The 23011-nt window shown below is 51.7% G+C and carries 22 protein-coding genes and 1 riboswitch; of the genes, 6 read left to right on the top strand and 16 right to left on the bottom strand.

Going from position 1 to position 23011, the window contains the following annotated elements:
- Positions 1 to 135 precede the first annotated feature (135 nt).
- The 14 genes from wecB to prfA form a co-directional block, all read right to left on the bottom strand.
- The gene (gene wecB / locus AC1VOR_RS12235) at positions 136 to 1302 is read right to left on the bottom strand and encodes a non-hydrolyzing UDP-N-acetylglucosamine 2-epimerase (RefSeq protein WP_482618156.1); all 1167 of its coding nucleotides are present in this window, start codon (positions 1300 to 1302) and stop codon (positions 136 to 138) included.
- A 114-nt stretch (positions 1303 to 1416) separates the two neighbouring features.
- Positions 1417 to 2046 carry a uracil phosphoribosyltransferase gene (upp, locus tag AC1VOR_RS12230; RefSeq protein WP_482618154.1) on the bottom strand — a complete coding sequence of 210 codons (630 nt, stop codon included), beginning with the start codon at positions 2044 to 2046 and terminating at the stop codon, positions 1417 to 1419.
- 297 nt (positions 2047 to 2343) lie between these two features.
- Positions 2344 to 3225: an ROK family protein gene (locus AC1VOR_RS12225; RefSeq protein ID WP_482618152.1), complete on the bottom strand. Its 882-nt coding sequence runs from the start codon at positions 3223 to 3225 to the stop codon at positions 2344 to 2346.
- A 444-nt stretch (positions 3226 to 3669) separates the two neighbouring features.
- The gene (locus AC1VOR_RS12220) at positions 3670 to 4917 is read right to left on the bottom strand and encodes a serine hydroxymethyltransferase (RefSeq protein ID WP_482618150.1); all 1248 of its coding nucleotides are present in this window, start codon (positions 4915 to 4917) and stop codon (positions 3670 to 3672) included.
- A gap of 74 nt (positions 4918 to 4991) precedes the next feature.
- A complete protein-coding gene (locus AC1VOR_RS12215) occupies positions 4992 to 5576 on the bottom strand; it encodes a TIGR01440 family protein (protein ID WP_482618325.1) in 585 nt (194 codons plus the stop codon).
- 171 nt (positions 5577 to 5747) lie between these two features.
- Positions 5748 to 5830: riboswitch (ZMP/ZTP riboswitch) on the bottom strand.
- Positions 5831 to 5901: 71 nt separating this feature from the next.
- The gene (locus AC1VOR_RS12210) at positions 5902 to 6489 is read right to left on the bottom strand and encodes a low molecular weight protein arginine phosphatase (RefSeq protein ID WP_482618147.1); all 588 of its coding nucleotides are present in this window, start codon (positions 6487 to 6489) and stop codon (positions 5902 to 5904) included.
- 41 nt (positions 6490 to 6530) lie between these two features.
- Entirely contained in the window at positions 6531 to 7091 is a 561-nt protein-coding gene (locus AC1VOR_RS12205) for a manganese efflux pump MntP (protein ID WP_482618144.1), read from the bottom strand.
- 111 nt (positions 7092 to 7202) lie between these two features.
- Positions 7203 to 8069, bottom strand: a complete 867-nt coding sequence (locus tag AC1VOR_RS12200) for a DUF72 domain-containing protein (RefSeq protein WP_482618142.1) — start codon at positions 8067 to 8069, stop codon at positions 7203 to 7205.
- 22 nt (positions 8070 to 8091) lie between these two features.
- Positions 8092 to 9318: an L-threonylcarbamoyladenylate synthase gene (locus tag AC1VOR_RS12195; protein WP_482618140.1), complete on the bottom strand. Its 1227-nt coding sequence runs from the start codon at positions 9316 to 9318 to the stop codon at positions 8092 to 8094.
- A 1060-nt stretch (positions 9319 to 10378) separates the two neighbouring features.
- A complete protein-coding gene (gene spoIIR, locus AC1VOR_RS12190; RefSeq protein WP_482618138.1) occupies positions 10379 to 11056 on the bottom strand; it encodes a stage II sporulation protein R in 678 nt (225 codons plus the stop codon).
- 262 nt (positions 11057 to 11318) lie between these two features.
- Positions 11319 to 12524: an FtsW/RodA/SpoVE family cell cycle protein gene (locus AC1VOR_RS12185; protein ID WP_482618136.1), complete on the bottom strand. Its 1206-nt coding sequence runs from the start codon at positions 12522 to 12524 to the stop codon at positions 11319 to 11321.
- A 263-nt stretch (positions 12525 to 12787) separates the two neighbouring features.
- Positions 12788 to 13072 (bottom strand): hypothetical protein, encoded by a 285-nt coding sequence (locus tag AC1VOR_RS12180; protein ID WP_059050076.1) that lies wholly within the window; start codon positions 13070 to 13072, stop codon positions 12788 to 12790.
- Positions 13073 to 13222: 150 nt separating this feature from the next.
- Positions 13223 to 14116, bottom strand: coding sequence for a peptide chain release factor N(5)-glutamine methyltransferase (prmC, locus tag AC1VOR_RS12175; protein WP_482618133.1), 894 nt, complete (start codon positions 14114 to 14116; stop codon positions 13223 to 13225).
- A gap of 5 nt (positions 14117 to 14121) precedes the next feature.
- Positions 14122 to 15189, bottom strand: coding sequence for a peptide chain release factor 1 (prfA, locus tag AC1VOR_RS12170; protein ID WP_482618132.1), 1068 nt, complete (start codon positions 15187 to 15189; stop codon positions 14122 to 14124).
- Positions 15190 to 15922: 733 nt separating this feature from the next.
- Between prfA and AC1VOR_RS12165 the strand changes: the two genes are divergently transcribed.
- From AC1VOR_RS12165 to AC1VOR_RS12140, 6 genes are all read left to right on the top strand, one after another.
- Positions 15923 to 16837, top strand: coding sequence for a LysR family transcriptional regulator (locus AC1VOR_RS12165; RefSeq protein WP_482618324.1), 915 nt, complete (start codon positions 15923 to 15925; stop codon positions 16835 to 16837).
- Positions 16838 to 16968: 131 nt separating this feature from the next.
- The gene (locus AC1VOR_RS12160; RefSeq protein WP_059050483.1) at positions 16969 to 17766 is read left to right on the top strand and encodes an ABC transporter ATP-binding protein; all 798 of its coding nucleotides are present in this window, start codon (positions 16969 to 16971) and stop codon (positions 17764 to 17766) included.
- Positions 17767 to 17793: 27 nt separating this feature from the next.
- Positions 17794 to 18657 carry an ABC transporter permease gene (locus AC1VOR_RS12155; RefSeq protein WP_482618130.1) on the top strand — a complete coding sequence of 288 codons (864 nt, stop codon included), beginning with the start codon at positions 17794 to 17796 and terminating at the stop codon, positions 18655 to 18657.
- 66 nt (positions 18658 to 18723) lie between these two features.
- The gene (locus tag AC1VOR_RS12150; protein WP_482618128.1) at positions 18724 to 19785 is read left to right on the top strand and encodes an ABC transporter substrate-binding protein; all 1062 of its coding nucleotides are present in this window, start codon (positions 18724 to 18726) and stop codon (positions 19783 to 19785) included.
- A 222-nt stretch (positions 19786 to 20007) separates the two neighbouring features.
- On the top strand, positions 20008 to 20760 hold the full coding sequence (locus AC1VOR_RS12145) for an isochorismatase family protein (RefSeq protein WP_482618127.1): 753 nt from the start codon (positions 20008 to 20010) through the stop codon (positions 20758 to 20760).
- A gap of 96 nt (positions 20761 to 20856) precedes the next feature.
- Positions 20857 to 22134 (top strand): MFS transporter, encoded by a 1278-nt coding sequence (locus AC1VOR_RS12140; protein ID WP_482618125.1) that lies wholly within the window; start codon positions 20857 to 20859, stop codon positions 22132 to 22134.
- A gap of 54 nt (positions 22135 to 22188) precedes the next feature.
- Here AC1VOR_RS12140 and AC1VOR_RS12135 read toward each other — a convergent pair whose 3' ends face one another.
- Both AC1VOR_RS12135 and AC1VOR_RS12130 read right to left on the bottom strand, forming a co-directional pair.
- Complete coding sequence (locus tag AC1VOR_RS12135; protein WP_482618123.1) at positions 22189 to 22614, bottom strand: NINE protein; 426 nt, start codon at positions 22612 to 22614, stop codon at positions 22189 to 22191.
- Positions 22614 to 22958: a TM2 domain-containing protein gene (locus tag AC1VOR_RS12130; RefSeq protein WP_482618323.1), complete on the bottom strand. Its 345-nt coding sequence runs from the start codon at positions 22956 to 22958 to the stop codon at positions 22614 to 22616. The genes AC1VOR_RS12135 and AC1VOR_RS12130 overlap by 1 nt, the downstream gene beginning before the upstream one ends.
- Positions 22959 to 23011: the final 53 nt, after the last annotated feature.

The following is a 23011-nucleotide window of genomic DNA, read 5'->3' as shown; positions in this document are numbered from 1 at the left end:
AACTTATTTTACTGAATGTGTCGACTTTTTGTCAACGAAGCAGTAAAGCGAAATAGTGCATCTTCAGGCCCGCAATCTTAAAGAAAGCGCTAAACCATACAGTATAACTGTATGCTATCTTGCTTAAAAACACAATTATTCTTCACTTGAACCTGTGAATTTTCTGTGAAAATCTTCAGGACGCTCGTCCAAAACTCCGAAATGGTGATAAATCGCATTGACGATTCGTTGTGATGCTTTACCGTCACCGTACGGATTAGCTGCCCGACTCATGGATTCGTAGACCTGAGAATCGCTGAGCAGCACCTTTGTCCGTTCATAAACCATCTCCTCATCTGTGCCGACCAACTCTAACGTCCCCGCTTCGATTCCTTCCGGACGTTCCGTGGTGTCCCGCAATACCAAAACAGGCACGCCAAAAGAAGGTGCTTCTTCCTGCAAACCACCCGAATCCGTAAGTATTAAATGCGTGTGTGGATAGAAATTATGCAAATCCACCACATCCAAAGGGTCGATAAGCTTAATCCGAGGATGATCCCCCAAAGTTCTGTAAGCCGGTTCTTTAACCGCAGGACTCAGGTGGACCGGATAAACAATGGCCACATCCTCGAACTCATCGGCGATTCTTCTTACGGCACGGAAGATGTTCATGTGTGGTTCGCCTTGCGATTCGCGGCGGTGAGCCGTCATTAGAATAAGCCGCTTTCCGGCGGCCCAATCCAGCACAGGGTGTTGATAATCAGGCTGTACTGTATATTGAAACACATCGGTAACTGTATTGCCTGTGACATATATAGTTGACTTTTGCTTATTCTCCTTCCTTAAATTCCCTGCTGACCACTCGGTAGGAGAAAAATGGATATCCGACAAAACGCCAGTCAACTGACGATTCATTTCTTCTGGATACGGGGACAATTTGTTCCAGGTACGTAGTCCCGCCTCCACATGGCCAACCTTGATCTGCTGCAAAAATGCCGCATAACTGGCCAGGAACGTTGTCAACGTATCGCCATGCACTAGAACGATATCCGGCTTGGCTTCACGCAGCACTCCTTCCAGTCCTTCCAGCACACGAATCGTAATTTCATTCAGGCTCTGATTCGGCTTCATGACATCCAGATCATAGTCCGGCACGATCTTGAACACGTCCAGCACCTGATCCAGCATTTCACGATGTTGTGCCGTCACGCAAACAATGGATTCAATTTGCTCCGGATGCTTCTGTAATTCAAGAATCAATGGAGCCATCTTGATCGCTTCGGGCCTAACGCCGAAGATGGTCATTACCTTAATCTTCCCCATGCTCATTTCCTTCCTTTTAGAGGTAATTTAAAAGTTAGCTTCCCAGCGCGATGTGGCTTCAGGCCTACTCAACGCTGAAAACCTAACTTTCAAATCTTCATCCGGTCATACAGCTTATTTCGTGCCGTATAGACGGTCGCCGGCATCGCCCAGACCAGGGATGATATAACCATGCTCATTCAGATGGCTGTCCAACGCGGCCACATAGATATCCACGTCAGGGTGCACGTCATGCACGGCCTTCACACCTTCCGGAGCGGCAATCAGATTCATCATCTTGATCTGCGTGCAGCCACGTTTCTTCAAGGCTGTAATTGCCGCAATGGCAGAGCCACCAGTGGCCAGCATCGGATCAATGACAATGAGTTCACGTTCCTGCACATCCGTCGGCAGTTTGATATAATACTCAACCGGTTGTAATGTATCCGGGTCACGGAACAATCCAACATGGCCCACCTTTGCCGCCGGGAGCAGCTTAAGCACGCCATCCAGCATTCCTAGCCCTGCACGCAAAATAGGGATAAGTCCGAGCATTCGGCCAGAAATCACTTTCGATTCCGCCTCAGCAACCGGGGTTTGTACTTTAATCGATTCCAGCGGGACATCCCGCGTAATTTCATAAGCCATTAACGTGGCTACCTCATCGACCAATTCACGAAAATCCTTCGTGTTCGTCCGCATATCGCGGATAAAAGTCAGCTTGTGTTGAATCAAGGGGTGATCGCATACCACCAATTTTGCCATAATCCGTTCGTCCCTCCGCTTTTATTGCCTCAGTATCGACTTGCCAGTTCGTTTCTTTTCCTCGTACGTCCCACAAATCCTATCTATTATATCACTGTCTTTTTTCGATTGCCACGAACCTTGTCGCCTTTCCCCGGACTGTGCACAAACGAACGATCCCTCAGCACCCTATCCCAACCAAGTATACCCGCTATATAAGCCAAAAAAAGAACCGGCGCCGCGCCAGACTATGGCGGACAGTGCCGGCTCTTTCGTATTGCAACTTGTTTAATCTAGATTAACCACTCGGGTAGGAGGTTAGCCTCTGAGTGCCAGTTCAGCCAGAGCCAGGGCTCCTGCGAGCCCAGCATTATCACCAAGACCCGGCGGAACGATATAATCGCCAATATTCTCCTGCAGGCTTGGATGCTGGATGTAACCGTTCAGCAACGTTTGCAACTTGCTGCCGATTAGCGGGAAGAGCTGGCTTTGCTTCATGACCCCACCGCCCATCACAATCTTTTGGGGGGAGAGAATCAATACATAACTCATCAGCGCTTGCGCGAGATAGTAAGCCTCCATTTCCCAAGCCGGATGCTCAGGTGGCAAATCGGCACCATTACTTACGCCCCAGCGCTTCACGAGAGCCGGGCCCGCAGCCAACCCCTCCAGGCAATCGCCATGGTACGGACAGGTTCCCTCATACACATCCTCCGGGTGACGCCGAACCAGAATATGCCCCATCTCGGGATGGGAGAGTCCATGGATCAACCCACCGCCAAGCGCTGCCCCTGCTCCGATACCAGTACCTACCGTAATATACAGACAGTTATCCAGCCCTTGAGCCGCTCCCCAGCGCAATTCCCCAAGCGCCGCACCGTTAACATCCGTATCAAAACCTACTTTACAATCCTTGACCTGCTTGATAGCACCTACAATATCAAAGTTACTCCAATGCGGTTTAGGCGTAGTTGTAATATAACCATAAGTCGGGCTACCGGGAATCGGATCAATCGGGCCAAATGAACCCACTCCGATCGCCTCAACGGACTTATCCTCAAAATATGAAAAGACCCGCTTCATCGTTTCTTCCGGGGTCGTTGTCGGAAAGCTTACACGATCCAATATTGTCCCATCCTCATGACCAACTCCGCAAACGAACTTGGTCCCCCCTGCCTCAATGGCTCCTAATAATTTCAATAGTGCCAACCTCCAGTATTCAGCTCTTCAAGAAATATGACCATCGTTACCATATCCCTGTATATAAGCAATTATACCATGTAACCAATCCCGATAATAGAACAAAACCTCCGGCAAGAGGGAAGCCCTATCAAGGCATCCCTCTTGCCGGAGGTTGGTAAGGAAAAATCTATTAGTGAATGTTCAACTATCTCTATATTTAGTGCGTGTTCAAAAAGTCGGGTTTGCAGAACCGAAGCCTATGCTTTCGATGTGCGTTTTTTCAAAACGCTTGAGTTGGATGAAGTCAGGGACTGAGTAGCGGAGCTACACGTTTTCGAAGAAAACGACTTCGGAAGCATGAGAGCATGAGCAACGGAAGGCCCGGCTGAATTCAAGATTCGATGTCGAATTTACTCCTCGAACTGCTTCGTTCTGGGAAGACGACTTTTTGAACTACCTCTATTAGTATTTTAATTCAGGGTACAGTGGATAGCGGTCCGTCAACGCAGACACCTGCTTACGGGCACTGTCAAGAACCCCTTCATCCTTCGGCGACTTCAATACCACTGCAATGATCTGTCCGATTTCACGCATAGCCTGCTCATCCATGCCGCGAGAAGTAGCCGCAGGAGTACCAATACGGATACCACTGGTCACGAACGGGCTGGTTGGGTCAAACGGAATCGCATTTTTGTTGACCGTGATGCCAACAGCATCCAGCACATGCTCAGCTTCTTTACCAGTAATGTTCAGGTTACGCGTATCCACCAGCATCAAGTGATTATCCGTACCACCCGATACGATGTTAAGCCCTTCACCGATCAGCGTTTCGGCCAGCACCTTAGCATTGTTGACTACGTTTTGCGCATAAGTCTTGAAGGAAGGCTCAAGGGCTTCGCCAAGTGCTACCGCTTTGGAAGCAATGACGTGCATCAGTGGGCCACCTTGTGTGCCTGGGAATACCGCTTTATCAATAGCAGCAGCCCAAGGCTGTCTGCACAGGATCATACCACCACGCGGACCGCGAAGCGTCTTATGAGTTGTAGTTGTTACAAAATGCGCATGAGGCACAGGACTAGGATGCAAGCCTGCAGCAACAAGACCCGCAATATGAGCCATATCAACCATGAACAACGCACCTATGTCGTTGGCGATGGAAGCCAGCTTTTCAAAGTCGATGATACGCGGATAAGCACTCGCCCCAGCCACAATCATCCGGGGACGATGTTTGAACGCCGTCTTGCGCACTTCATCATAATCGATCAGGAAGGTATCCTCCTGTACGCCATAAGCCACGAAATTATAATATAAGCCGGAAGCGTTCACGGGGCTGCCGTGCGTCAAATGCCCGCCATGGGCCAGGTTCATACCAAGTACAGTATCGCCAGGCTTGAGAGCAGCCAGGTATACCGCAAGGTTGGCCTGCGCTCCAGAGTGAGGTTGCACGTTGGCGTGTTCGGCTCCAAACAATTCTTTCGCACGGTCACGAGCGATATCTTCTACAATATCCACCTTCTCGCAGCCGCCATAATAGCGTTTGCCCGGATAACCTTCGGCATACTTGTTGGTCAGGACAGAGCCCATGGCTTCCATAACCGCTTCGCTAACAATATTCTCCGAGGCAATCAGTTCAATATTATTGCGTTGACGCTTGAGTTCCAGGTCCATTGCTTCCAGCACTGCCGGATCTTGCTTTCTCAACTTTTCCATGTTCCATAATCCTCCTCATTCGCACTCCCGCGCTGTTGTTTAATTATTGCCTTTACTACACATTACCTCTGCCATTAATCACAAGTCTGGGAATCCTGCTGCGACGGCAAGGCATAGACTGCCCGTTCTCCGCCTATCAGCTTGGGCCGAGTGATGGCCGCCGTTACCCGCGCATACCCGATCTCACGGATCATCGGTCGAAAAGGTACGGCTACACGCCGCAAATGCATGCCTATCAGTGTTTCGCCGATATCAATACCAGCATGAGCGTGCACCTGTTCCGCCAGGCAAGGAGAGCCTAGCCGGCGATAGGCCGCTGCTGCCATCGAACCACCCGCAGACGGCACAGGCACCGCTGCCACTTCTTCCAGTGATAGGCGCTCAAGCACTTTCCGCTCAAGCACCAACGCCCGATTAAGATGCTCGCAGCACTGAAATGCCAGATCGAAGCCATATTTGCCGCGAATTTCCCAGATGCCCGCGAACAATTCAGCCCCGATCAGTTCCGCACCGGCGGTCCCGATTCGCTTGCCTGCGACCTCACTTGTGCTAGTCCCAACAACCATCAACTTGCCCGGACCCAGCTTGGCAGCAAGCGCCACTTCCTCCACAACCGCCGCCACTTGTGCCCGAATAGTTCCCAGCATATCCTGCTCCATCACCTTGACGCCTCTTTCCGCTTAGAAATCATAAGTTATGACCATTACCGCTAGCCTGTCCTTATTATACCTAAAAGCAGTCCATGACGTACCTTAAAATGATAAGCAAGATTCAACCGGAGCCTCATTCATATCAACAAAAAAAGAGCATAACACACACAGGTGTGTCGTGCTCTTTGCCCAGGCGACCGGCCGTATTCTCCGATGCTCCATCGTGGTTTGATCCACTCTCGTCGCCAGTTACATCGGAACAACTCTTGCTGCTTTAAGAATAAAACAACAACCCGACAAATGCAACCATGTTTTACTCAAATATTGCCGGTCTTCAAAGCCCTCTTTCTCCCCGTTCAAGCTTGTCTATCAGCTTGTCCAAGGCCAGCCGAATTTCCGCTGCCGTTCGGTCATAATCCTGGCGTGACCCGCCGAACGGGTCAGAAATATCATAAGCTGGCATCCGCCGCTGCAATTCACGCACCTGACGCGCTTGTGCTTCCGTCCATTCACGACCAAGCGCCCGAGCTAGCTCCCATTCCGCGGTCAACCGTCGCAACTCTTCCAGATCAGCCAACACTTTGGCGTCGTCCTCGGCATATTCCTTTAAAGTGTAAATCTTCTCAGCCGTCCCAGGGAAAGTCTGTACGACCTGCCGCTTATGTCCCTGAGTCAATGTCAAAATCAAATCCGCCCATTCCGTCAATTGGGCCCCGAGCGGGGTAGATGCAAAAGCTTCGGCAATCCCATGATCGCGAAGCACCGCTTCAGCATGCCGGGATATGGAAGCGCCCGACACCGCCGCTACTCCGGCAGAGCGCACCTCCACATTAACCCCTCGTTCATGAGCCAGCTTGCGCAGCAGTGCCTCTGCCATAGGGCTGCGGCAAGTGTTCCCTGTGCATACAAATAAAATGCGCATGCCCTATCACCTCCATGTTGTATTCTGTAAGTAGTATTGTATCAAAAGATGAAGAGCAGACCAAAAGCCAATAAAATGGCCCCTCCCGCCGCTTCACCATATTCTCCAAATCTTCGGCCCATCCCCCGGCCCATAGCCAAACCTGCGAGCGACATCACTCCGCCAAAGAAGCCGAAGGCAAGTACCGTAAACAACCAATCCCCGCGGAACATACCTAATGAGACACCCACGGAAAATGAGTCCAGGCTGACGCTGAGCGAGAACAAGATGACACCCACCCATGAATGAGGATTAACTCGCTGTACGCCTCCCCCACGAATCGAGCTGATGACCATATGACCACCCAGCAGGCAGAGAAGTCCACCCGCAACGTATTGAGCAAGATTCCCCAGGAGCACGCCAACATACTGTCCGGCCACAATACCAAGGAGTGGCATCAGTACATGGAATAGTGCCACCATCATTCCAATGCGCAGCGCTACTTGCCGCCGAATTCCCTTCATGCCCATGCCGATTCCCAGAGAAAAGGCATCCATCCCCAGGGCGACCGCCATTAACAGAATGGTCAGCAGCTCCCCGAGACGCTCATAAGCCTCCGCCATAACCAATGTCCCCCATGTCCGAGTAGTTTGTACAACCATATGCGGACAAGGACAAGATCATGACATGGGGTACAGCTTACTTTTAAAAGAAAGGGCTTGGACTTGATTAGCCTACTCTGTCTCCCAGCCAGCAAACAAATCCATCTGCCGGGGAGGAAGCTCACGGGGTGGCATGCCAAGAATCTCGCGCATTTCCAGCGCATTACCTGCAGCATCCCCGCCGGAGTTATTGTTGAATACCATACAAATCTCACGTGTTCCCTTGGCAAGCAACTCCTGTAGTTGCCCCTGCCATTCCAACAATTCTTCGCGCGAATAACGGTAAAGATTGCGAAGCTCCCGCCAGCGCGGGGAGCTCCCTTGGCTCCAGCCTGCGGCATTCCTGCCGTGTAGCCGCACCAGGGTCAATATTGAAGAGGTCGGCTGTAGTACGGTAGGGACCGAACCCGAGCCAATTTGAGGCTCATCGCACACAACATGAATCCAGCCTTCCTCACGCATGAATTCCAGGGTACGCTCTTTCGTTCCGGAGGCGAACCAGCTCTGGTGGCGAAATTCCAAGGCCAGGGGCAGGTCGCCCATCCACTTGCGAACAGCACGAAGCTGCCGAATATGTTCCGGTACACAATCGAACCATGGCGGAAACTGAAACAGCACTGCTTTCAAGCGCCCCGCGTCAACCATTGGCTGAACGGAATCAAGATACGCCTGAAACATCTCGCCCGGCGTGGCAAATGGCGACTTCCCACGCATATGTCCAGTCATTCCCTGGTAAGCCTTCATCACAAAGGTAAAATCCTTCGGAGTCTCGGCAAGCCAGCGTTCATACACCGTCCGATTTTGGATGGCATAAAAGGAGCTGTCTACTTCTACCATAGAAAAATAACGTGCGTACATAGACAATTTATCTCTAGCGGGCAACCGGGGAGGGTATAGATCGTCATGATCTCCCCAGCCGCTTAACCCAATCTGGATCATGGCTTACTTGCTCCCCCCGCTTCTATGATGATCCACCGGCATCAATAACCTGGTGACCGGCAGCTTTCAGTAGCCGGTTCATCACGGCTGAGCCGAGTCCCTCCTCAGGACAGGACTCGGCGAGAATGTAAGTGACGCTGCATTCATCGAAGCGGCGGAGCGCTGCATAGAGACGGTGCGCCGCCGTCTCCAGCTCAGACTCGCGGCCGAGCGAGAGCGCGCAGTCCGCGCGGTAGGACGGGAGGCGCTCGTCGAAGGCGAGCACCCCCGTCTTCTCCCCGCGCGCCGCGGCCGCCGCGAGCTCGGCCCGGATGCGGTCCGCCATCCTGTCGGCGGACCCGCGCACCACACGCAGCACCCCCCGCGGGGCGTAGTGGGTGTACTTCATGCCCGGCGAGCGTGGCGCCGGGCTGCCCTCGCCGCTGCCCGCATCCGCGGACGGATGCAGGGCGGCGTCCAGCCGCACGTCCGCGCCTGTCGCGCGGGCGAGTTGCTCTGCCGTGATCCCGCCAGGGCGGAGCACGGTCACGATCCCGTCCCGGCCGGCGTCCACCACCGTCGATTCTAGGCCCACCCCGGTGGGCCCGCCGTCGACGATGCCGTCAATGCGGCCGGCCAGGTCCTCACCCACGTGGCTCGCCAGCGTGGGGCTCGGGCGCCCCGACCGGTTGGCGCTCGGCGCCGCCACCGGGCAACCCGCTGCGGCAATCAGCCGCAGCGCTACCGTGTGGTCCGGCATACGCACGGCCACGGTGGACAAGCCCGCCGTTACGCGGGGCGAAACGGCGCCGGGGGCCACGGGCAGCACCAGTGTCAGCGGCCCCGGCCAGAACACCTCCATCAGCCGCCTGGCCGTTTCGTTCACCTCCGTGACGAGACCCTCTAGCTGGCTAATGTCGGCAATATGCACGATCAGCGGGTTGTCTGACGGGCGGCCCTTGGCGGCAAAGATCGCCTCCACTGCCCCTGTATTTCGCGCATCCGCACCAAGCCCATACACAGTCTCCGTCGGGAAGGCCACCGTCCCGCCAGACGCGAGAAGACCAGCAGCTTCCGCCAAGGCACCCCGCTCGTCACCCTCCAACGTTGTAGCCGAAGCGGAATACCCTTCCTCCACCATGCCGGCAACAGACTCACCTACCCCCAGCGTCCACCAACGAGTATGCTTATGTTCTCCCTCTGTCAAAGGCGGCAAGCCCTTATCATTCTTTCGCTCCTCACTCTTAAGCCAATCTTCGTTGATCTTCATTATTTCTCATCCCAAACATCAAAGTATATGGTCTATTATAACCGAACAAGCCAGGGAAAGCGCCTCAATCACAAATTACACATGGGATACAGGGCGTATATAAAACTAAAGTAACTAACAAACAATGAAATGCCGGATTTAAAGAAGACTTAAGAAGATTGAAACAAGCCCTAAACAAGCTTTAGGCAAGCTGAAACACAAATAACAAAGCCGACAATACTTTTTTGCACGTCCTAAAGCACCTATTAAACCGCAAGTCCCTTCAGGTAAATCTTAGTTACTCAGCAAGCATGACCAATTAGCAGGAAATTATCCTACTAAATTTTAGTTATTTATCAATAATGTTGAATTAGCGGTAATTTCTCCATATAATATTGCCTCTATCCCCAGAAACAGGCTTAAAATACCGATTTATAGGGAGCTTTTCCAGTTAAACATCAAAAATCAGCCTATTTACGCAAATTAGCAGGAGAAATTCCCACTAGCGTGCAAGAACATCGTCAAGTTTCATTTTGCATATCACTTCTCCCATCTCCCCTGTCAATTTTGTTGTTTATGACTTCCAGTTCATCTGGTTAGATGATGTTCAGGTTTGAGGTTTGGTTTCTGGTTTGGTTTGAGATTTGGTTTGAGGTCTGTGGTTAGCCATTGTTTGGTTTGAGTTTATTTCGTAGTAAATAATAGTCCATGCCCCTCCGAACTGTGATCTTCCTTTTTAAAGCCAAGGCGTGCTCACTCGGTCTCTCACAATCCTTTCCCCTTTGCCCCACGCTCAATTCTCCGTGAAGTTTAAATCCTTCTCGCTTCTAACCTGCAAGTATCCTCGAACGAATATCCCGCCATTTCACGTACTACATTTACCTTTTCCCCGTTACCTTTCACCTTTTATCATCCTCAATATCATTTACCAGCTTTGCCACATGTAGTTCAAGCAACCACCATCATGAAATTAACCACCGTCATGCCACAAAGCACCGCGCGCTACTCCCAGCGCACGGTGCTTTGTGATTTGTTGGCTCTGTTACGCGAAGTCTTCCGCTGTCCATCCCCAACAAGCATTTTAAGAGAACAAGCCCGCTACCCAGTCCCACAGCTTCACCAGCATGTCCCATAGAAAGAAGCGTACTTCTGCCTCTTCCGGGTCTGCCTGAATCGTACCGGAGGGTGCGTCTGCCGAAGCTTGAACCACTCCCGCATCCTTCTGAGCCAGCGCATCTCCGCTACCCGCATCAATGAAGCACAGTGGTGGAAACAATACGCACCACCAATTTGCGCCTTTACCTTGTCCAAGCGTGACGCGCAACGCCTCGTAATCCCCGGCTGGGTAAACAGCACCACCATACATTTTCGTCGGAAACGGCACCGTGCCAAGCTCCACTTTATAACTATAGCTTTTCCCATTATCCTCCAGCGTCTTGGCAATTTGCGCCTCGATCGCTGGCATATTCTCACGAATGACCCGGCGAGCCTCTCCCAGGCTTTGGGGATTATCAAGCTGGCCCACCCATTCGTTCATTTGCTCAACAACGGCATCGCGAACGCGACGCTTCACCACTTGATCTCCAGCCCCATCCGAGTTCGCCAGAATGCGCAAGCGAATGGAATTTTGCGGAATAACTCCTGTAGACTCCGCCGCAGCGGCGGTATCGACCATTTGCCCTTCCCAGGACATGACCAGCATAACAAGACTAAAAAAGAAAAGTGCAACTTTCTGATAAACGGATTTGGCGTTCCCCATGACCTGTGCTCTCCTTAACCTGTAAAACGGTATTTCAGCGGCTGATGTCTATCAGTATGCCCGCCTAAGAGAGCCCTAAACCTATGAAACTACAAATCTACTATTTTTTTCGGCGTAACCTTTCTTTTGACTAATCTTGTGAAAAACCTAAGCCTGCCACGTGAAAAATAAGGTATTTGAGGCACCTGCCTGCCTGGTGGTTACAGCCTCAGACCAGCGTTATAGTAACTCCAACGCGTTAGACATGCTTCTAGTCACGCTTCTAATGTTGCCCCTCTGGACGCCCCTGCGATCTCAGGGAATAACGTGGTCTGTGCATGTGCTTCTCCTCTTCCTTCTCATGGCCGTAGATGCGTATACTCATCGCAATACCGATGCTGGCCATATTAATCAAGAGCGAGGTCCCACCATGGCTGATAAAGGGCAAAGTAATCCCTGTCAGCGGCATCAAACCGATAAACATACCGACATTCTCAAAAATTTGATACAGCAGCATAGCTACAATACCCACGATTAAGTAGGGCCCACCAGTATCCCGGCATTCCAGGGAGATCAGAATAAGTCGATGGATTAGCACAAAATAAAGCAGCAACAGCGCCGAACTGCCGATAAAGCCGAATTCCTCGGCAATGACAACAAAGATGGAGTCAGAATACGTCAGCGGCACACGCTCGGACTGTACCATTTCCCCCTTCATATAACCCTCCCCGGTCATCCCACCAGAGGCAATCGCCAGCTTGGCGTTACGGGTATGGTAGGCCGCGTCTTCCGTTGCCTTCTCCGGAATCAGCCATGGATCAATCCGGCTAATCCAGTGTTCCCGGCCAATCTCTACAAAGAAATCATACACTTGGTCGTGATACGTTTTATAAGCGGTAATTCCGCCAATGACGGACCCGGCAAAAATGACAATGGCAATCAGAGCGTGCATGTATTTGATGTTGCCAATCCAGAGCATCCCGGCAAGAATAACGACGTAGCTCAGTGCGTTCCCCAAATCGTTTTGCGCCATAACGGCCACGAACGGAATAAACGTCATGAGACAGACTGGAACGACATCACGCCAGAAGGCAAGACGAGGCTTGCGCTTGCGCAGCAGCATGAAGCCCAGGAAGATAACCAACAGTAGCTTGAAGAACTCAGCCGGTTGGAAGCTTTGCTTAATGATCGGGATGGTTAGCCATCCCTTGGCATTGTAATACGTATTACCAACGAACATGACTACCAGTAGCAGCCCAAAGCCAAACAGATATAAATAAGGAGCATATTTGATGACCAGGCGGTAATCCAGCAAAGAAACGCCGAAAAACACAGCGAGGCCGATCAGATAATACACCAGCATCCGCAAATGATAACCATGATACGCTGTATTCGATGTCGCACTGTACAGCACAGCAATGCTGATCCCCATCAGTAGCACAAGGATAAACACGATGGTGTAATCAATTTTCTTCAGTTTGTTCAGCATGACAAGCCCTCTTTTCTTCAAGTCGATCAGCAGACTTTCCAGCTTGCTCGGCTTAAACTTCCCGCATCTCTACTTTAAGAGATACGGAGCTAAAGCACAAATGGTTGCTCCTCCTGCCAAATAAAAAAAGAACGCCGATATGGATCATCGGCGTCCAATAAGAAACCTCGGGATAGAAAGGGGGCGCGCAAGGAAGGTTGCACTAGGCGATACGCAAACCCGGGGGTTGCGTATCAGGCTTCATGCGGAAGTCCTGTAAAGCACTACAAGGCTGACACCGTAGTAGTTAAAGTCACCACTCCCGTAGCAGCGGTAACCGCAAACACTCCAATGGTCTGAATTTTGTCAAGTCCAACAGAGAACGTGCTGCCAGCAGCTACCGGCTGGATGAAGCTAGGAGCATTATAACGAGTAATACGAAGCTCCACATTCCCCGCCGTTGCCGTGATTGTGACAACCCCGGCGACACCCAGCGGATCAGGGGCTACGAAATACCCTTGCCCCACTCCGGCGCCTTGCGTATAAGGCAGTGTGAAAGTAACAGGCATGTTGAATCTCCTCCTTTCGGGTTATACCACATTCTATGAAACTATTTCATAGTGGTTAGCGACATTTGATTGAGGAGATTCATCCATTTTTTTGAGGTTTTCGGGATAATCAGCTAGATTTCCGGACAATCATCTACTGATCAACTACAGCTACATCTTGTTCCGGGCCACGCCCAGCACATGGCGGTCGATGCCTGCCAAATCGGGCACAGTAATAATTTCGTCCCAGTGCCCGGAGGCGCGGAGCAGGTCAGCCACCGCCCCGGCCTGGCCCATGCCAAGCTCGAAGCCGATCAAGCGAGGCGGCTGAGGCAACAAGGCAAGCTGCGCCATCATGATCCGGTAGGGCGAGAGGCCGTCCGGCCCACCGTCCAGCGCGCCGCGAGGCTCGTAATCACGCACCTCCGGCTGAAGGTGCGTGATTTCCTCCGCCGGAATATACGGCGGATTCGACACCAGGATGTCCAACGGCTGGCCAGCGAACGGTTCAAGCAGATTCCCCTGCTTGAACGTGACGGCAAGGCCAAGCCGCCGGACATTGGCCTGAGCCACCGCCAGGGCGTCCGGCGAGATATCGCTCGCCGCGACGTGCCACGCCGGGCGCAGGGAAGCCAGCGCGGCGGCAATCGCGCCGCTGCCGGTGCCGATATCGGCGGCGCGGGGCGTGCCGCCAGGCCACAACGAATCGCCTTCAAGCGCGATTCGCTCCACGAGCAGCTCCGTCTCGGGCCGGGGGATCAGCACCGCCGAATTGACCTGAAAGGTCAATCCGTAAAACTCCTGTTCCCCGATAATATACTGCGCTGGCTCGCCCGCCGCTTTGCGGCGGATGACCGCCTCCCAGGCGTCTCTGCGCTCCGCCGGGAAAGGATCACGCAGGGCGGCGAGATAAGCCGCCCCCTCAAGTCCCAGCACATGGCGAAGCAGCAATTCGGCGTTGGAATCTGGCTCCGCAATACCGACCGCAGCTAAAAAAGAAGAAGCCTCTTTACGGGCTTCCCAAATGGTGACTGTTCCGGATAACCGGTAGCCTTCACTGTTCAATCGTCTTATTCTCCTTTATCCATCAGATCAGCCTGCTCCGCAATCGTCAACGCCAACACGATATCTTCAATCTCGCCGTTCATGACTTGATCCAGCTTATGCAAGGTTAATCCGATACGGTGATCGGTTACCCGACTTTGCGGGAAATTATAGGTCCGGATCCGCTCACTGCGGTCACCGGTACCCACCTTACTCTTCCGTTCGCCAGCATACTTCGCTTCCTCTTCCTGACGCTTAAGGTCGAAGATCCGGGCGCGAAGCACTTGCAGGGCCTTCTCCTTATTGGAGTTCTGCGACTTGCCATCCTGGCAAGTCGCTACGATACCTGTCGGAATATGTGTCACCCGCACCGCCGACTTGGTAGTGTTAACCGATTGTCCACCTGCACCACTGGAACAGAAGGTGTCCACCCGGATATCCTTATCCATAATCTCGATATCCACATCTTCCACTTCCGGCAGCACCGCAACTGTGGAGGTAGAGGTATGAATCCGTCCACCCGATTCCGTCGTCGGGATACGCTGCACGCGATGCGCGCCGCTCTCATACTTCATCTTGCTGTAGGCTCCGCGTCCGTTGATCATGAAGATCACTTCCTTAAAGCCGCCCAGGTCACTTTCGTTCATATCCATAATATCGACACGCCAGCCTTGGGAATCGGCATAACGCGTATACATCCGGTACAGATCAGAAGCAAACAACGCCGCTTCGTCTCCACCGGCAGCACCACGAATTTCCACAATCACGTTCTTCTCATCATTTGGATCTTTGGGAAGCAGCAGCACACGAATCTTCTCTTCGAGTTCCTGATGGCGTGCACTCAATTCCTCAATCTCCATTTTAACCATTTCACGCATTTCATCATCCAGCTTCTCGGCTTGCATTGCCTTTGCCGCATCCAGCTCTTCAATGACATGCTTATATTCAACAAACGCCTCATAAGCCGGCTGCAAATCCGATTGTTCTTTGGAGTAATCCCGAAGCTTCTTCGAATCATTCGCCACATCCGGATCACAAAGCAGCTCGCTGAGCTTCTCATAACGGTCGGCCAGGGATTGTAGTCGGTCCAACAAGGGAAGTCACCTCTCTTCACATTTCACAATAATTCTTCCACTAATAATTCTTCAATAAACCGGGGTAAACGACTTTTTATTATAGCATAAAATACGGGAAATGAATAGCTCCCCCATGGTCGACTTCTCCAAGATATTTTATATAACACCTGCTGAGCGACGGAGCCTGAGACATGGATAAAGGGAATGAAACTTGCATTTCAGAATAACTATGCGGCACCTAATATGGCACTTGAATAAATCACCTAACATATTATCGCCTATCGTGCCGCCCCTCATTAAATTAGCGGGAAATGTTCCAGCTAAAATCCACATTTTCCCCATCAGCAAACAATTAACTGGAATTCCTCCATATAATTTCGACCATATCGCCAGAAACAGCCTCAAAGTGTGAATTTATAGGGAGTTTTTCCCGCTAAATGCTCAAAATCAGCCTATTCACTGAAATTAGCAGGAGGATTTCCCACTCATGTACAAAGATTTCTATAATACTTCATTACTTCGCTTAAATACTTCAGTAGGGCTAACTCAAGTAACGTATTGAAGAGAATTGAAGAGAAAAGCGAAATTAAGTTAAACCCTGCGTTAGCAGTCCCTCCGTGGCAAATTTGAGCAGAATTCAACTTAACTCGAGGGAAATTTAACCAGTGCCACGCCCGACGTTTTCATGTAAAATAATCTCACACTATTGAACCGGATGTTTAATAGAAGCGAGGAGGCAGCACCCGTGGACATGTTGGATCTGAAAGTATTTATTGCCGTAGCCGAGACAGAGAGCATGAGCAAGGCGGCCCACTATGTTGCTTTGACACAGCCTGCCGTCAGCATTCGCATCGCAGGACTGGAGGCCGAGCTAGGCGCTTCGTTGTTTCACCGGACACGCTCGGGCGCATTCCTGACAGAAGCCGGACGCAAATTTTACTTCTATGCCCAATATGCCCTAAGCGCCCTGGAAGCCGGGCAAGAATCCCTTCGCACGCTATCAGCGCCACCTACGGAGAAGAAGCTGCGTATCGGTATCGTCGAATCACTGACCCATGTGATGCTTCCCTCCATTATACAATCCATGAAGGAGCAAGCCTCTCTGATTGAATGGAAGATCAGCACCGGCCAGTCACTGGACCTGGCGCTGCGCACGGCTTCGGAAGAACTCGATATCTCCTTCATCAACCAAACCTTCTCACCACTCCCTCAGCTTCACAGCGTTAAGCTATTTGAAGAGCCTCTCGCCTTCATCGGACCCAAACAACCCACATTTCCTCGCTACCGCAGTCTTGCTACCTATCTGGGGGAGGTGCCCTTTATTTTGCTCAAAAGGCATATGCCTTTGCGAGAGCTGCTGGAGCATGAACTATTTGCCCCCTTACGCATGTACCCCCAAAAGCTGATTGAGGTAGACGCCTCGCACGTCATTCGCCAAATGGTCGAACAAGGGACAGGCTGCTCCTTTCTGCCCGTATCTTCTCTATGGCCTTCCGGCCGCGATGCCGCCATCGAAAAAATCTCCCTACCTGAAATCCACCTGCAACAAAGCTTCTATTGTGTATATTCACATTCCGCATCAGATCAAATCCTCAATTTACTGCCCAATCTGCAAGCCGGCATTATCGCTCAAGTAGATCAATTCCGCAATAACGGGAATCAATAAAGTACTCCGTTCATCCTCCCTCAATAATTATGTAATATAAATGTTATATTATCTAACATAAAAACCTCTTATCACCCAGGTTGTGTTATATATACTACTATATATTTAACACAAAGGAGGTGGCGATGAAGATGAACCCTTACAAGATGGAGCTTGAGAACATCAGCAAAACCTATCCGTCAGCAGACGGCACTCTGGTTCAAGCACTAGGTCCGATTGATATGCGGATTCCCAACCACCGCTTTGTCAGCATCGTTGGCCCCAGTGGGTGCGGGAAGTCTACCTTGTTTAATATCATCTCCGGACTGCTCGACAATACGGAAGGAGCCATCTATGTCAACGGGAACCGTGTCGATGGACTAACCGGCATCACCGGTTACATGCTGCAGAAGGATCTGCTGCTGCCCTGGCGGACGATTCTGGACAACGTAATACTTGGCTTGGAGATTCAAGGCACTTCCAAACGGGAGGCCAAAGCCAAGGCACTGCCCCTGCTACACAAATATGGCCTTAAGGGGTTTGAGTATCATTTCCCCGCTCAACTCTCCGGAGGCATGAGACAGAGAGCTGCACTACTTCGCACCATCCTTTATGACCGGGATGTCATTTTGCTGGATGAGCCCTTCGGCGCTCTGGATGCCCAGACCCGGGCTATGATGCAGGAATGGCTGCTCGACCTCTGGGACGACTTTCAAAAAACGATTCTCTTCGTCACCCATGACATGGAAGAAGCGATTTACCTCTCTGATGAGGTATACATTATGACCTCCCGTCCAGGCACGATCAAGCGGCATCTGATGATTGACTTGCCTCGGCCACGGAAGCCGCAGATCATTACTTCGCCAGAATTCACTCAATTGAAGGAAGAAGCGCTACGCACGCTATCCGAAGAAACCCTCAAGGCGTATCAGCAGGAAGCTGCCGTTTAATGCCAAAACAGAAAGGAGTGAGCATCGATGCCAAGTGAGGATGTCGTAGAACGCAAGGGAAGCTTGAGCAAGTTAAGGAATTCTTCCGCTCCCCGCACGCGCACCAACGCCTTGAAGTATGAAATGTCTACACCCAAGCCCTGGCTGGTCAACCTTGGCCGTCTCGCATTATTCCTCGCCGTTCTTCTGCTGTGGGAGCTGGGGGCCAGTATGGGATTGGTTAATTCCTTCTTCTGGAGTCAGCCATCGGAGATCGCCCGCACCTGGTTGATCGGCGTACAGACGGGAGCCGTCTGGCAAGACACCTTCTATACCTTCCGCTCCACCGTGTATGGGTTCTTGCTAGGAACCGCAGGTGGCACGCTGCTGGGATTATCCTTCTGGTGGTCCAAATATTACGCCCGTATCTTCGAACCGTTCATTATTATGTTTGAAGCCATGCCCAAGCTGGCCCTTGCTCCCATCATCGTGCTGGTGTTCGGAATCGGCATGGGCTCCAAGGTAGCCATGGGCTTCGCCATTACCGTTGTCATTACTACCCTGACCACTTACAACGGGGTGCGCAGCGTTGACAAAGACCTGGTTCGCATGGTGTATTCTCTGGGCGCTTCCAGGATGCAAGTATTCAGTAAGGTTATCGTTCCAACGGCCATCCCCGCGATGATCTCCGCCCTGCGTATCAATATTGGGTTGGCGCTCACAGGGGCTATCGTAGGCGAATATATCGGCTCCGAGCGAGGCCTGGGCCGAATGATCTTCTATGCCGGACAAACCTACGAGATCAGCCTGATCTGGGCGAATATCTTTAACTTGTCTATCCTGTCCATGCTGCTGTACATCCTGGTTGGCAAGCTGGAAGGGTATTTGCTCAAGGGCTTCACCCATAAATAAATCATAAATAGGTTGTTCACAAACTCGCACATAAAGAGAACACGCGGATATGGAGGGGGAACTATCATGAATCAACGCTCATTATTTGCTCGTCACGTTTGGCTACTTGCCATTGGGCTAATCATCACACTTATTGCAGGATGCGGCAGCAATGCCACACCGAATCCGGCAACTCCCCCAGCAGAGGCTTCGGCTGGAGGCGCAGAAGCCAGCAACGCAGGTGGCTCCACTTCCGTTAAGGAGTTGACGATAGCCGAGCCCGTTCACAGCACCGGTTACTTGCCACTATACATCGCCATTCGCAAAAATCTGTTTGACGGCCTGAGCGTTAAGGCAGTAACCCTCTCCGGCGGAAGCGCGCATACCAATGCCGTCTTGACCGACCAGGCCTTTGGCTTCATCGGCGGCCCTGAGCATAATGCCTTTGCCAAAGCCAAGGGAGCCGAACTTCGGGCCATCGTCAACATCGTAAACCGTGGCAACGTATACCTGGTAGCAAGGTCTGATCTGGACCCCGGCACAGATATCGCCGCCTTTATGAAGGGCAAGACCGTTGCTGTATCCCAATACGGCGGAACGCCCAACTCGATCATCCGTTACTTGGCTGGCGAATGGGGAATGGAACTGAACAAGGACCTGATGCTCAAGGAAGTCGATAATGGAGCCATCCCTGCCGTATTGCAGCAAAGTCAAGGGGATGTGGCCGTCGTGACCGAACCTCTGTTGACGCAAGGCATCGAGGAAGGCATCTGGGGCGAGCCGTTCTACAATGTTCCGCAGGAGCTTGGGCCGTACGCCTATTCCACGATTAATATCAAGTTGGACAACATTACAAATGACCCCGACACCGTTGAGAAGTTTGTAGAAGGCATCCATAAGGGGTTGGAATTCATACGCGACAACAAGGAAGAAAGCATGGAGATTGCCAAGCTGGAATTTCCGACCATGTCTCAGGAGTTGCTCGAGGCCACGATCGACCGGTCTTACGAGGATGAAATGTGGGAGTATTCCGGCCAAATCACCGAAGAATCTGTCGCTACAGGGCTATCCGTTGTCCGGGCTGCCGGCTTGCTGAAGGATGAGAACATCGGCTATAGCGACATTGTAGACACCCAATTTGTTAAATAACTCAAATTCACCACACTATTAAAGGTTGTTCAAAAAGTCATCTTTCCAGAACGAAGCAGTTCGAGAAGCAGGTTCGACATCGAATCTTGAATTCAGCCGGGACTTCCGTTGCTCACGTACCCAATACGTACGCTCCGCTACTCAGTCCCTAGCTTCATCCAACCTTCTTGGTCCTGAAAACCCGACTTTTTGAACACGCACTATTAAGGAGGCTGTATCAATATGAAAGTATGGGACCGCTTTTTGACGGATCGTGATAAGCAAGTATTCGGTAGTGCCGGTTATGACGCCAAGGCTGGCTTTGGCCAGCGCCCCGCCCTGCTGGTGATTGATGTCAGCTACGGATTTTGTGGACATGAGAAGGAACCGATTCTGGATTCGGTCAAGCACTGGCGTAATAGCTGTGGTGAAGCCGCCTGGGAAGCCATTCCTTACATCCAGAAGCTCCTGCAAGCCGCCCGGCACCAACGCATCCCGATCTTCTACACCACCGGTGTTGATCGCCGTCCCGATGGATTTGATGCTGGTGGCTGGCGCAGGAAGAATACCCGCTCCTCCGAAGTCGAGACCATTGCCGGATACGGAAGCAACGAGATCGTGCGCGAGATTGCGCCTCGGCCAGAAGACATCGTCATCGAGAAGTTGAAGCCCTCACCTTTCCATGGTACGCCACTGATCGGATATCTCACCGACCTTGGCATCGACACCCTGCTCATCTGCGGTACTACGACGGGTGGATGCGTAAGGGCCGGAGTCATCGACGCCTTCTCTTATAACTACTATGTCGGCGTCGTTGAAGAATGTACCTTTGACCGTGGGGAAGCGTCCCATGCCATCAACCTGTTCGACATGAATGCCAAGTATGCCGACATGGTCAGCACCGAGGAAGCTGTGAACTATCTGAAGCAAACGGAGAAAGGACTGCATGACAGCAAGATCGACTTCCCGGCCAGCCAGTCCAATGCCACCGTGTAACCCAAGTCCAAGGAAGGAAGCAAAGCGGAGCCCAGAGCCCCTGGGAACTCCGCTTTTGTTATCCCATAACGTCAATTCGCCAAGGGGGCCGCTTATATGCTGCAACCAACATCACCCGTTCCCGCTAATCACCGTAATTTCATCTGGGTATCCATCTCCTGCGGCCTATACTGGTTCGCGTTCTCGCTAACCAGACCCATCATCACCTTGTATGCCGCCTCGCTGGGCTTGCAGGGATTATCCATTGGCATTGTGCTTGCCGTCTATGCCCTGCTACCTATGCTCGCCGCTATTCCCGGCGGATTCATTGCTGACCGCTTTGGCCGGTCCAATGTTCTGCGCGTCGGTTCGTTTATGATGCTGGGCAGCGGCTTATTGTACTGGATTTCAGGTGGCCCCTGGACACTGGCCCTAGCTCAACTGCTGGCTGGTCTTGGTCAGATGGCGGTCTGGCTGGCCGTACAGGTGCTAATTACGGAGGGGCCTGTCCAAGGCAATGAAAGCCGCTTCGCTACCTTCTCTTTGTACATGGCGATTGGCCAGATGCTCGCACCCATCCTCTCTGGCTATTTGGCTGACCATTTCGGCTATAAAATGGTGTTTGCCGGATATATCCTGACCAGCGTACTGCTCATCTTCACATCCTGGCAATGCCGGGATGAAGCACCTTCGACTCTGTCTTCCAGAGTAGGGCAAAGCGCCTATCTGTTGCCGCTGGAGAACACGTTTGAGAAAATCCGGCGCTGGCTCGGCCAGTGTCTCGGACTGCTCCGCAACCGTAGCTTCGCCGTTATTTTGCTAACAACCTTCATCTCTTTATTCATCGTCGATGTGCGTACAGCCTATCTGCCGCTGCACCTGGAGTCTCTAGGTATCTCCAACACCAAGGTTGGATTGCTCATATCCATCGGCGCAGTGTCCGCCTTATTTGTCCGCCCCCTCTATCCTCGGCTTATGGCCAGACTGAGCTTTGGCTGGATGCTAACCTTGACCTATGCCGTCTCCCTGCTGCTGTTGTTCATCGCCCCATTACTTAGCAATTTCTACGGCATCGCAGCACTTGTGTTCATCACAGGGCTCGCTCTGGGCATCAACCAGCCGTTAACCCTATCGATGATCGCTCATTCCACCGCGCCAGAGGAGCGCGGTTTGGGCATTGGCCTGCGGCTGATGTCTAACCGGGCCGCCCAGTTGATGGACCCTCTGTTATTTGGCTTCTTCACCGCCTTTGTGAGTCTGCAAGCCTCCTTCCTGCTAGTCGGCGCATTGCTGCTCGCCTGCTGTGTATTCACCGTACAGCTTCACCTCTCCGCCGAGCGATCACCACGTTCGCCTGAACCTTACCACGACAAAAAGCCGAGAGCCTCAACATAATGTTGAAGCTCTCGGCATCCCTCTATCCTTATTTACAATCCCGCAGCAAATCGATTAAATCTTGTTGTCTGCCCCCGTACGGTGGGATATGATTTGTGAGACTAACGATTGCTCCAATCGCTCGTTCCAGGTTCGTACCATGCGTGGCAACAGACAAGCATCTACGATGACCCAAACCGTCAAACCCAACCCCATTACGAGAAAGGCAACCATCCAAACCATGAAATACATCGTGTCAGGCGAATTATAACTCTCAATCTCGAAGGTAATCAGGAAGATAAAATAGAAAACAAGGACCAACACAAATAAACAAAGTTGTAGAATTCCCGAGGCAATTCGTTTCATATAGAAACGGTGTACCCCCAAGTGACCGGCCAATAACATCAAGTAAGCCAGAACCAGAGATTTCTCCCGCTTATTCATCTCCGAGTTCAACAGCATCATCTCAGTGGTGGATAAATCGCTTTTGCTATACGTCATTAAATAGGGAACTCCGGAGATCTGCCCCGGTCAGCAAAGATGCGATCAATTACACGGTTCTCCAATTGAGCATTGTGATCCTTCACCCAGGTATGCACCAGGAAGGCATCCACGATCCACCAGATAGAAGTAACAATCATACCAATTACTGTAATCGACAATACGAGTTGAGCTACCGCTGAACCGGTGCGACCCATATAAAAGCGGTGTCCGCCGAACATGCCCAGGAAATACCACAAGATGTAGGCTACTACCATGTTCTTGCCATAGTTCTTAACCTCGGAATCCAGCAGCAATAATTCGCGGGTATCCAATTGAGTCTTGCGGGATAATGCGTAATCCATACTCACTAAAACTCCCCCTAAAAAGTGTACTAAGTTGCTTAAGTATAATCATG

The organism is Paenibacillus sp. 1SOY10, from assembly GCF_056836745.1.
This window is presented reverse-complemented; position numbering and strand designations above follow the sequence as displayed.